Source organism: Streptomyces sp. NPDC091412, assembly GCF_044756885.1.
Classification (GTDB): Bacteria; Actinomycetota; Actinomycetes; order Streptomycetales; family Streptomycetaceae; genus Streptomyces.
In genome coordinates, this window is the sequence record NZ_JBIVTV010000016.1 from 174,478 (window position 1) to 185,378 (window position 10,901).

The 10,901-nt window shown below is 70.8% G+C and carries 10 protein-coding genes; 6 read left to right on the forward strand and 4 right to left on the reverse strand.

Annotated elements, in window-relative coordinates; translation table 11 throughout:
- Window positions 1-89 precede the first annotated feature (89 nt).
- Entirely contained in the window at window positions 90-1,628 is a 1,539-nt protein-coding gene (locus ACIQMV_RS30240; protein WP_402596427.1) for a peptide MFS transporter, read from the reverse strand.
- 536 nt (window positions 1,629-2,164) lie between these two features.
- Here ACIQMV_RS30240 and ACIQMV_RS30245 point away from each other — a divergent pair.
- Complete coding sequence (locus tag ACIQMV_RS30245; protein ID WP_100571005.1) at window positions 2,165-2,842, forward strand: response regulator transcription factor; 678 nt, start codon at window positions 2,165-2,167, stop codon at window positions 2,840-2,842.
- A gap of 35 nt (window positions 2,843-2,877) precedes the next feature.
- Window positions 2,878-4,149 carry an ATP-binding protein gene (locus tag ACIQMV_RS30250; protein WP_402596428.1) on the forward strand — a complete coding sequence of 424 codons (1,272 nt, stop codon included), beginning with the start codon at window positions 2,878-2,880 and terminating at the stop codon, window positions 4,147-4,149.
- Between the two features lie 217 nt (window positions 4,150-4,366).
- Here ACIQMV_RS30250 and ACIQMV_RS30255 read toward each other — a convergent pair whose 3' ends face one another.
- Complete coding sequence (locus ACIQMV_RS30255; protein ID WP_141366577.1) at window positions 4,367-4,912, reverse strand: GtrA family protein; 546 nt, start codon at window positions 4,910-4,912, stop codon at window positions 4,367-4,369.
- A 283-nt stretch (window positions 4,913-5,195) separates the two neighbouring features.
- Between ACIQMV_RS30255 and ACIQMV_RS30260 the strand changes: the two genes are divergently transcribed.
- Genes ACIQMV_RS30260 through ACIQMV_RS30270 form a run of 3 tightly spaced genes read left to right on the forward strand, consistent with a single transcriptional unit; the run spans window position 5,196 to window position 8,055 of the window.
- Entirely contained in the window at window positions 5,196-6,347 is a 1,152-nt protein-coding gene (locus tag ACIQMV_RS30260; protein WP_401776709.1) for a 5-(carboxyamino)imidazole ribonucleotide synthase, read from the forward strand.
- Window positions 6,344-6,871, forward strand: coding sequence for a 5-(carboxyamino)imidazole ribonucleotide mutase (gene purE / locus ACIQMV_RS30265; RefSeq protein WP_402596429.1), 528 nt, complete (start codon window positions 6,344-6,346; stop codon window positions 6,869-6,871). The genes ACIQMV_RS30260 and purE overlap by 4 nt, the downstream gene beginning before the upstream one ends.
- 5 nt (window positions 6,872-6,876) lie before the next feature.
- Window positions 6,877-8,055, forward strand: a complete 1,179-nt coding sequence (locus ACIQMV_RS30270; protein WP_402596430.1) for a dipeptidase — start codon at window positions 6,877-6,879, stop codon at window positions 8,053-8,055.
- Window positions 8,056-8,127: 72 nt separating this feature from the next.
- Here ACIQMV_RS30270 and ACIQMV_RS30275 read toward each other — a convergent pair whose 3' ends face one another.
- Window positions 8,128-8,487, reverse strand: coding sequence for a VOC family protein (locus ACIQMV_RS30275; RefSeq protein ID WP_402596431.1), 360 nt, complete (start codon window positions 8,485-8,487; stop codon window positions 8,128-8,130).
- A gap of 118 nt (window positions 8,488-8,605) precedes the next feature.
- Here ACIQMV_RS30275 and ACIQMV_RS30280 point away from each other — a divergent pair, with 118 nt between their 5' ends.
- Window positions 8,606-9,112 (forward strand): CGNR zinc finger domain-containing protein, encoded by a 507-nt coding sequence (locus tag ACIQMV_RS30280; RefSeq protein WP_402596432.1) that lies wholly within the window; start codon window positions 8,606-8,608, stop codon window positions 9,110-9,112.
- Window positions 9,113-9,276: 164 nt separating this feature from the next.
- Here ACIQMV_RS30280 and ACIQMV_RS30285 read toward each other — a convergent pair whose 3' ends face one another.
- A complete protein-coding gene (locus ACIQMV_RS30285) occupies window positions 9,277-10,620 on the reverse strand; it encodes a UDP-glucose dehydrogenase family protein (RefSeq protein ID WP_401776718.1) in 1,344 nt (447 codons plus the stop codon).
- Window positions 10,621-10,901 lie beyond the last annotated feature (281 nt).

Consider the following 10,901-nt stretch of genomic DNA (forward strand, 5'->3'; position numbering starts at 1 on the left):
CCGCGACACCAGGAACGCGACACGGACAAGACCGCGACACGAAAGGGCCGCCCCCACGGGGCGGCCCTTTCGGTGGTCGGAGGGTGACGTCAGTGGACGTCGCCCATCAGGGACTGCACCTTCCGGCGGTACATGTAGACCGCGACACCGGCGAGGGCGGCGAGGACCGCCTCCAGGGCGACCGCCCCCGAGCCGCTGAGGTCGACCCCGGCCACGGCGGGGTTGGACAGCAGGCTGGTGATGGAGTCGCCCGCGGTGACCGCGAGGAACCACACGCCCATCATCTGGCTGGCGTACTTGGCCGGCGCCATCTTCGTCGTCACCGACAGGCCGACCGGGGAGAGGCACAGCTCGCCGACGGTCTGGATCAGGTAGATGCCGACCAGCCACATCGGGCTGACCAGGGTGTCACCGTTGGCCATGCCCAGCGGCAGCAGGAAGAAGAAGAACGAGACGCCGATGAAGAACAGGGCGGCCGCGAACTTCGCGACGGTGCTCGGCTCCTTGCCCTTGCGGCTCAGCCACAGCCAGAACCAGGCGAAGACCGGGGCCAGCGCCATGATGAACACCGGATTCAGCGACTGGTACCAGGAGGACGGGAAGCCGAAGCCCAGCAGCGAGGAGGAGGTCTTGGTCTCGCCGAACGCCTGGACCGTGGAACCGCCCTGGTCGTAGATCATCCAGAAGGCGGCGGCCGCGACGAAGAACCAGATGTAGCCGGTCATCCTGGACTGCTCGACGGCCGACAGTTCCTTGTCGCGCTTGATGCGCAGCAGGACGCCGGCCGGGATGACCAGACCGATGACGGTGAGCGGGATCATCGCCCAGTTCAGGGTGAAGTGGCCGGAGAAGCCGACGATGCCGTAGAAGACGGCGGCGACGGCGAGCCAGGTCAGGCCCTTGCGCAGCCAGGAGGCACGCTCGGCGGCGTCCAGCGGCTTGGGCACGACGTTGCTCTGCGGGCTCAGGTTCCGGGTGCCGATGAGGAAGGCCGCGAGGCCGATCGCCATGCCCACGGCGGCGAGGCCGAAGCCCAGGTGCCAGCTGACCTGCTGGCCGACGGTGCCGATGATGAGCGGCGCGAAGAAGGCACCCATGTTGATGCCCATGTAGAAGATCGTGAAGCCACCGTCGCGGCGCGGGTCGTCCGGGCCCTTGTAGAGGTGGCCGACCATGGTGGAGATGTTGGCCTTCAGCAGGCCGGAGCCGAGCGCGACCAGCGCGAGACCGGCGAAGAAGGGCGCCTGGCCGCCGGGCAGCGCCAGCACCGCGTGACCCGCCATGATCGTGACCGCGGCGATCGCCACCGTCTTGCGGGGGCCCCAGACACGGTCGCCCAGCCACCCGCCGGGCATGGCGAGCAGGTACACCATCGACAGGTAGACGGAGTAGATGGCGGTGGTGGTGGCCAGATCCATGCCGAGCCCACCGCTCATGCTCCCCTTCTTGGCGTCGGGGCCGCCGGAGAGCAGGTACACGACGAGAAGGGCCCGCATACCGTAGAAGCTGAAGCGCTCCCACATCTCGGTCATGAAGAGTGTGGCCAGGCCGCGGGGGTGGCCGAAGAAGGTCTTCTCGGAACCGGGTGTGCCCGGATGGACCGAGTCCTTCGTCAGGCTGGACGCCATGGTCGTTCCTTGCTGGTCGGGACGCGCCGCCCTCGGCGGATACGCGCCCGGTGGGGGTGGCCGGCACCGGCAGGCCCGAGGTCCACCCCACGCCCAGGGGGATCCCGCTCCGGATCGCGAAGCGGCGGACGACGGCCACCGGGATCCACACCTCTGCCCGCGTCGACGCGCGTACGAGGCCCGGCCCTAGGTCATTCTTCCCGGGCCGGTTGGGGCCGACCCGCCCACAAAAGAGACCTTCAGCGTCAAGACGATCGCCAAAGGTCCCCTGTGTGCATCAGACGTTCAAGCCACCATACGGCAGGACACTGCCGGATATGGAAGGACTTGAGACAGGGATCACAGGTCGCCGGGGAACCCTGCCCGGCTTTCGAAGGTCTATTACCAAGGCCTCAAAGGATCGCATTCCGCGCCGCCCGGTCCGTGCCGCGGAGCCGCACGGGCGGCACCCGACCGGCCGCAAGGTAAGAAGCGCGTGTGTCGATCACACCGCCGGACCACCCCAGCGGGCGGCGCGGGCGGACTACCATCGCCTCATGACCCGTGTACTGCTCGCCGAGGACGACGCGTCCATCTCGGAGCCGCTGGCCCGCGCACTGCGCAGGGAAGGTTACGAGGTCGAGGTGCGTGAGGACGGACCCGCCGCGCTCGACGCCGGAATGCAGGGCGGTGTCGACCTGGTCGTGCTGGACCTCGGGCTGCCCGGCATGGACGGCCTGGAGGTCGCCCGCCGGCTGCGCTCCGACGGCCACACGGTGCCCATTCTGATCCTGACCGCGCGCGCCGACGAGGTGGACACCGTCGTCGGCCTCGACGCGGGCGCCGACGACTACGTCACCAAGCCCTTCCGGCTCGCCGAACTGCTCGCCCGCGTCCGGGCCCTGCTGCGGCGCGGCGCCGCCGAGCCGCAGCAGCCGCCCGCCACGCACGGCGTGCGCATCGACGTCGAGTCCCACCGCGCGTGGATGGGCGACGAGGAGCTCCAGCTCACCGCCAAGGAGTTCGACCTGCTCCGGGTGCTCGTGCGGGACGCGGGCCGGGTCGTCACCCGCGACCAGCTGATGCGCGAGGTCTGGGACACCACCTGGTGGTCGTCCACCAAGACCCTCGACATGCACATCTCCTGGCTGCGCAAGAAGCTCGGCGACGACGCGGCGAACCCCCGGTACATCGCGACCGTGCGCGGCGTGGGCTTCCGATTCGAGAAGAGCTGAGCCGGCCGCCCCGCGTTTTCGTCAGGTAGGAGGACATGCGCCGCCGACTGATCCAGTCCACGCTTGCCGTGGTGCTCGTCGTGATCGCCGTTTTCGGCGTGTCCCTGGTGATCGTCGAGACCCGCACCATCAGCAGCAGCGCCCAGGAGCGGGTCGACTCCGAGGCGCTGCGGCTGGCCAGCATCGTCGACAGCAGGCTGCTCGGCGCGGCGACGGTCAACGCCGACGTCCTGCGCAACCAGATGGCCGACGGCCAGTACGCCGTGATCGGCATCCCCGGGAAGCAGCCCATCAAGGTCGGCGTCAAACCGTCCGGCGACGTGATCCACTCCACGGCCAAGGGAGAGCAGGGCGAGACCGTCCGGGTGGAGGAGCCCCGTTCCTCGGTGACCCGCGAGGTCGGCCGCACCCTGCTGATCATCGGCCTGGTGGCGCTGCTCGCGGTGGTCGCCGCGGTGCTGCTCGCCGTCCGTCAGGCCAACCGGCTCGCCTCCCCGCTGACCGACCTCGCCGAGACCGCCGAGCGCCTCGGATCCGGCGACCCGCGCCCCCGCCACAAGCGCTACGGCGTCCCGGAGCTGGACCGGGTCGCGGACGTGCTCGACGGATCGGCGGAGCGCATCGCCCGCATGCTGACCGCCGAGCGGCGGCTCGCCGCCGACGCCTCCCACCAGCTGCGTACGCCGCTGACCGCGCTGTCCATGCGCCTGGAGGAGATCACCCTCACCGACGACCCGGACACGGTGAAGGAGGAGGCCAACGTCGCGCTCGCCCAGGTCGAGCGGCTGACCGACGTGGTGGACCGCCTGCTGACCAACTCCCGCGACCCCCGTACCGGCTCCGCCGTCTCCTTCGACCTCGACGAGGTCATCCAGCAGCAGATCGCCGAGTGGCGTCCCGCCTACCGCAGCGTCGGCCGGGCGATCGTCAGCTCCGGAAAGCGGCACCTCCAGGCCGTGGGCACGCCGGGCGCCGTCGCACAGGTGCTGGCCGCGCTGATCGAGAACTCCCTGATGCACGGCGGCGGCACGGTGGCGCTGCGCACCCGCGTGACCGGCAACCAGGCCGTGGTGGAGGTCACCGACGAGGGCTCCGGCGTCCCCGCCGACCTGGGCGCCCGTATCTTCGAGCGCACCATCAGCGGCCGCAACTCCACGGGCATCGGGCTCGCCGTCGCCCGCGATCTCGCCGAGGCCGACGGCGGCCGCCTGGAACTGCTCCAGGCCCAGCCGCCCGTCTTCGGCCTGTTCCTGTCCCGCACCCCGCCGCCGAAGAAGCAGTCGGAGGACCACCCGACGGTGCGCTGACCGCCGGGGCGGGCCCCGGGACAGGTCCTGGTGCTGTGGCCGGGAAGGTTTGCCGGGAAGCTCGCGGCGTCCGGTGCTGGGGGCACCTCCCACGCCGTTCAGGCAGTGGGGGAGCCTCGCAAGGCGGAGCATTGCCCGCGCTGGATGTACTCGGGTGATGCGACAACGCGGCGAGGTGCCGGGCGTCGCGAGCCGGCGAACCTTTCCGGTCACAGCACTAGCGGACGGCCTCGCGCCGGGGCTTCTTCGACTCGGTCTGGAGGAAGGACTCCGCGCCCGCCACGGCCTGCCGGGCCGGCAGGGTGCGGAAGACCCAGGTGCGGTACGACCAGAAGCGGAACAGGGTCGCGATGCCGATGCCGAGGAACTTGAAGACGTTGCTCTGCAGCGGGCTGTCCCAGCCGAAGCCGTACGTCGCCAGGTACAGCACGCCGTTCTCGATCACCAGGCCGACCACGCTGAACAGCAGGAACAGCGTCAGTTCCCGGGTGCGCCCGCTCTTGTCGCGGTCCCGGTACGTGAAGTAGCGGAAGCCGACGTAGTTGAAGACGATGGCGACGACGGTCGCGATGACACTGGCCCGCACCACCTGAAGTCCGGTCACGTGCCGCACCAGGTTGAACACGAGCAGGTTGACCAGCAGCCCGGCTCCGCCCACCGCGCCGAACTTCACGAGCTCGCGCCACAACTGGTCCACGTGCCTGCGCAGCGCGCCGCGGGGTGCCGAGGGCTCCGGTCGATGCCCCGAGGAACCATGTTCCATGGTCGTGCAGGCCCCCGTCTCGGTCGGTTCGGTCAACCCGGCCATGCTAACCAGCGCTCCAGGCCCGCGCCTGTGGACAAGGCATCAGCTCGGGAACGGGTCGGAAAGAGTCCGGGAAAAGGCGGGAAAGAGCCGTCGAAGCGACTGGTAAGAGCGCCGACGGGCATGCGGGCGCGGTCGGGCGCGTACGTCAGTGCGGCGGGTGACGATCCCCGTGAGGTGCCGGTACGGCCCCGGCGGGCGCGGAAGCGGGCCGCGCCGCGGCGGCCGATACCCTAGGAGCGTGACGTTCCCGGTAGTCGGCATGGTCGGCGGTGGCCAGCTCGCTCGTATGACACACGAGGCGGGCATCCCGTTGGGCATCAGGTTCAAGCTCCTCAGTGACACTCCCCAGGACTCCGCGGCGCAGGTGGTGAGCGACGTCGTCATCGGCGACTACCGCGACCTGGACACGCTGCGCGCGTTCGCGCGGGGCTGCGACGTGATCACCTTCGATCACGAGCACGTCCCCACCGAGCTCCTGCGGGCCCTGGAGGCGGACGGCATCCCCGTACGCCCCGGCCCCGACGCGCTCATGCACGCCCAGGACAAGGGCGTGATGCGTGCGAAGCTCGACGCGATCGGTGTGCCGTGCCCGCGGCACCGCATCGTGAGCGATCCGCGGGACGTGGCCGCGTTCGCGGCCGAGGGCGACGGTTTCCCCGTGGTCCTCAAGACCGTCCGCGGCGGCTACGACGGCAAGGGCGTGTGGGTGGTCGACTCCGTCGAGGAGGCCGCCGAGCCCTTCCGTGCCGGCGTGCCCGTCCTCGCGGAGGAGAAGGTCGACTTCGTCCGGGAGCTGGCCGCCAACGTCGTACGCTCCCCGCACGGCCAGGCCGTGGCCTACCCGGTCGTGGAGTCGCAGCAGGTGAACGGCGTCTGCGACACCGTGATAGCCCCGGCCCCCGACCTGGACGAGGGCCTCGCGCTCCAGGCCGAGCAGCTCGCGCTGACCATCGCCAAGGAACTCGGTGTCGTCGGCCACCTCGCCGTCGAGCTGTTCCAGACCCGCAATGAGGACGGGTCCTCCAGTGTCCTCGTCAACGAGCTGGCGATGCGCCCGCACAACTCCGGCCACTGGTCGATGGACGGCGCCATCACCTCCCAGTTCGCCAACCACGTCCGCGCGGTCCTCGACCTGCCGCTGGGCGACCCCCGCCCGCGCGCCAAGTGGACCGTCATGGTGAACGTCCTCGGCGGCGACTACCCGGACATGTACTCCGCGTACCTGCACTGCATGGCCCGTGACCCCCAGCTCAAGATCCACATGTATGGCAAGGACGTGAAGCCCGGCCGCAAGGTCGGCCACGTCAACACCTACGGCGACGACCTGGACGACGTGCTGGAACGCGCCCGTCACGCAGCCGGCTACCTGAGAGGCACCATCACCGAATGAGCCCAGTTGTTGGCATCGTCATGGGGTCGGACTCCGACTGGCCCGTCATGGAGGCCGCCGCCGAGGCGCTCGACGAGTTCGAGATCTCCTACGAGGTGGACGTCATCTCCGCGCACCGCATGCCGCGCGAGATGATCGCGTACGGCGAGCGCGCGGCGGACCGCGGACTGAAGGCGATCATCGCGGGCGCGGGCGGGGCGGCCCACCTGCCCGGCATGCTCGCCTCCGTCACCCCGCTGCCGGTGATCGGCGTGCCCGTCCCGCTGAAGTACCTGGACGGCATGGACTCGCTGCTCTCGATCGTGCAGATGCCCGCCGGGGTCCCGGTGGCGACCGTGTCCGTCGGCGGCGCCCGCAACGCGGGTCTGCTCGCCGCCCGGATCCTCGCCGCGCACGACGAGGAACTGCTCGCCCGGATGCGGGAGTTCCAGCAGGAGCTGAACGACCAGGCCACCGAGAAGGGCAAGCGGTTGCGCGCCAAGGTCGAGAACTCCGGCGCCTTCGGCTTCGGCACGGGGAAGTGACGCCGGTGTCCTCGCTGAACGAAGCCCGGGACCTGCTGCGCGAGTTCCCGGTCGTCGACGGCCACAACGACCTGCCCTGGGCGCTGCGCGAGCAGGTCCGTTACGACCTCGATGCCCGTGACATCGCCACCCCCCAGAACGCCCACCTGCACACCGACCTGCCGCGTCTGCGCGAGGGCGGCGTCGGCGCCCAGTTCTGGTCGGTCTACGTCCGCGCGGACCTGCCCGACCCGGTGCCGGCGACGCTGGAGCAGATCGACTGCGTACGGCAGCTGCTCGACCGCCACCCGGCCGACCTGGCCCCCGCCCTGACCGCCGCCGACATGGAGGCGGCGCGCGCGGACGGCCGGATCGCCTCCCTCATGGGCGCCGAGGGCGGCCACTCCATCGCCGACTCCCTCGGCACCCTGCGCGGGTTGTACGCGCTCGGCGTGCGCTACATGACGCTCACCCACAACGACAACGTGGCCTGGGCGGACTCGGCGACGGACGAGCCGGGCGTGGGCGGCCTGTCGGCCTTCGGCCGCGAGGTGGTCCGGGAGATGAACCGGCTCGGCATGCTGGTCGACCTCTCCCACGTGGCCGCGACGACCATGCGGGACGCGCTCGACACCACGAGCGCACCGGTGATCTTCTCGCACTCCTCCGCGCGGGCCGTGTGCGACCACCCCCGCAACATCCCGGACGACGTGCTGGAGCGGCTGCCCGCCAACGGCGGGATCGCCATGGTGACGTTCGTGCCGAAGTTCGTGCTCCAGGCGGCCGTGGACTGGACGTCCGCCGCCGACGAGAACATGCGCGCGCACGGCTTCCACCACCTCGACACCACGGCCGAGGCGATGAAGGTCCACCGTGCCTTCGAGGAGGCGAACCCGCGCCCGGTCGCGACGGTCGCGACGGTGGCCGACCACCTCGACCACATGCGCGAGGTCGCCGGCATCGACCACCTGGGCATCGGAGGCGACTACGACGGCACGGCCTTCACTCCCGACGGCCTGGGCGACGTCTCCGGCTATCCGAACCTGATCGCGGAACTGCTGGACCGCGGCTGGTCCAGGACCGACCTGGCCAAGCTCACCTGGCAGAACGCGGTCCGCGTCCTGGGCGCCGCGGAGGACGTCGCCCGCGACCTGCAAGCCACCCGGACGCCGTCGAACGCGACGATCGCCGAACTGGACGGATGAGTTCCAGTACCGGACGGCAGGAGGCCGTGCACCTCCTGTCGTCCGGCGCACACGACGGCTGACGGACGCCTCTCAGCAGGCGCACAGGCAGAACGGGTGCCCGGCGGGGTCGGCGTAGACCCGGAAGCCGCGCGCCCGGTCCGTCGCGTCCAGCGGCCGCGCGCCGAGTGCCAGCACCCCCTTCTCCGCCGTGTCCAGGTCCTCCACCACCAGGTCCAGGTGGGACTGCTGCGAGGCGTCCGCGGCCGGCCACTTCGGCGGCACGTACCCCGGCGCCTTCTGGAACGCCAGCGCGGACCCGCCCGGCACCTTCAGGTCCACCCAGTCACCCTCGCCCTCCACGGTCCCGCCGAGCACCTCGGCGTAGAAGCCGGCGAGGGCGCGCGGGTCGGGACAGTCCAGAACGACGACACCCAGCGTGGCGAGAGCCATGACTTCCTCCCAGTCGGGAACGGTGTTACCCGTTGGAGCGGGCAACCAGTAACGGTTACTGCATGCTCGCGTATAGCGGGTAACAGTGCAACCGGTTTCGCGAGGTACCGTCGCTGACATGAGTGAGAGATCGTCCGCGCCCGGAGGCCTGGCGCTGGTCGAGTCCCTGGTGAACACGCTGGACATCGAGACGGGCGCCGACTCGCTCGCCACGGCGGAGGGCCGGGCGCGCCTGGGGATCCCCGAGGCGGAACTGCCGCAGGCGCGCGAGCTGCGCGAGTCGCTGCGCGCCACCCTGCTGGCCCACGCCGGTCACCCGCCCCACCGGACGGTGACACCGCTGGGCGAGCTGCTGGCACGGGCGCCCCTGCTGGTGACCGTCGACGCCCGGGACGGCTCCGCCACGCTCGCCCCCGCCGACGGCGGCCCCCTGCTCTCCCGGGTCGCGGCCGCCGTCGCCGAGGCCCTCGTAGCGGGCACCTGGGCCCGGCTGAAGGCCTGCGAGGCGGTCACGTGCCACTGGGCGTACTACGACCGCAGCCCGGCCGGCCGCGGCCGCTGGTGCTCGATGCGCGTGTGCGGGGCGCGCGCGAAGATGCGCCGCTACCGGGCGAAGCAGACGTGATCCACGAGGAGTTCGCTGCTCACGCCGCGCTCCGGTGGTGCACAATGCGTGCAGACGCCGGTTCGGCCGACTGAGCCTCGGCCGAACCGGCGTCACCTGTCTGCGTGTGCCTGCGTGTGCCTGCGTGTGTCTTTGTATGTCCGGGTATGCCCGCCGGTGCGGGGCTACGCGGTCGGGCGTCCCATCGCCCGGTACGTCCACCCGGCCCGCCGCCACAGCTCCGGGTCCAGCGCGTTGCGCCCGTCGAGGACCACCCGGGCGGCCGCGACCTCGCCCAGCCCGGCCGGGTCCAGCTCGCGGAACTCCCGCCACTCGGTCAGGTGCAGGACGACGTCCGCGCCGCGCACGGCCTCCAGCGCGGAGTCGGCGTACCCGAGCGTGGGGAACACCCGCCGGGCGTTGTCCATGCCCTTGGGGTCGTAGACCGTCACCTGGCCGCCCTGGAGGTGTATCTGACCGGCGACGTTGAGCGCGGGGGAGTCCCGTACGTCGTCCGAGTCCGGCTTGAAGGTGGCGCCGAGCACCGCGACGCGCTTGCCGAGGAACGGCCCGCCGCCCAGCGCCTGCCGGGCCAGCTCCACCATCTGCCCGCGCTGGCGCATGTTGATCGAGTCGATCTCGCGCAGGAAGGTCAGCGCCTGGTCTGCGCCCAGCTCACCGGCGCGCGCCATGAAGGCCCGGATGTCCTTGGGCAGGCAGCCGCCGCCGAAGCCGATCCCGGCCCGCAGGAACTTCCTGCCGATCCGGTCGTCGTGCCCGATGGCCTCGGCCAGCTTGGCCACATCGCCGCCGGCGGCCTCGCAGACCTCGGCCATCGCGTTGATGAAGGAGATCTTCGTGGCCAGGAAGGAGTTCGCGGAGGTCTTCACCAGTTCCGCGGTCGGGAAGTCGGTGACCACGAACGGGGAACCCTCGCCGACCGGTGTGGCGTACACCTCGCGCAGCAGCTTCTCCGCCCGCTCGCTGCGCACGCCGACCACGATCCGGTCCGGGTGCAGCGTGTCCTGCACGGCGAAGCCCTCGCGCAGGAACTCCGGGTTCCAGGCCAGCTCCACGTCCGCGCCCGCGGGCGCCAGCTCGTCGATCATGCGCGCCAGACGGTCGGCGGACCCCACGGGCACGGTCGACTTGCCGACGACGAGCGCGGGACCGCTCAGGTGCGGGGCGAGCGAGGTGACGGCGGAGTCGACGTAACTCATGTCGCAGGCGTACTCGCCGTGCTTCTGCGGGGTGTTCACACAGACGAAGTGGATGTCGCCGAACGCGGCCACCTCCGCGTAGTCCGTCGTGAAGCGCAGCCGCCCGGTCGAGCCCTCGATCCCGGCCACGTGCCGGCGCAGCAGCTCCTCCAGACCGGGCTCGTACATCGGGACCTCGCCCCGCCGGAGCATCTCGATCTTCTCGGGGACGACGTCCAGGCCCAGCACCTCGAAGCCGAGCTCGGCCATGGCCGCGGCGTGCGTCGCGCCGAGATAGCCGGTCCCGATCACGGTGATCTTGAGGCTCATGGGTGCTCCAGAAGAGACGACGGTGATGCGGTGCCCGAGCATATCGGGGGCATACGCGGGGCCCTCGCCGGGCAATGTCCCCGCTGTCGCCAAGCTCACGTATCACTGGCGTGGGCGGGCGCCTAAAATTTGGGTTACTTAACGGTAATTAGCGTTGGAGCGTGAGAGACCTTGGCCGGATCGGCTGACTTCGACCTGTACCGCCCGTCCGAGGAGCACGACATGCTCCGTGACGCCGTCCGTTCGCTGGCCGAGGCGAAGATCGCGCCGTACGCCGCCGC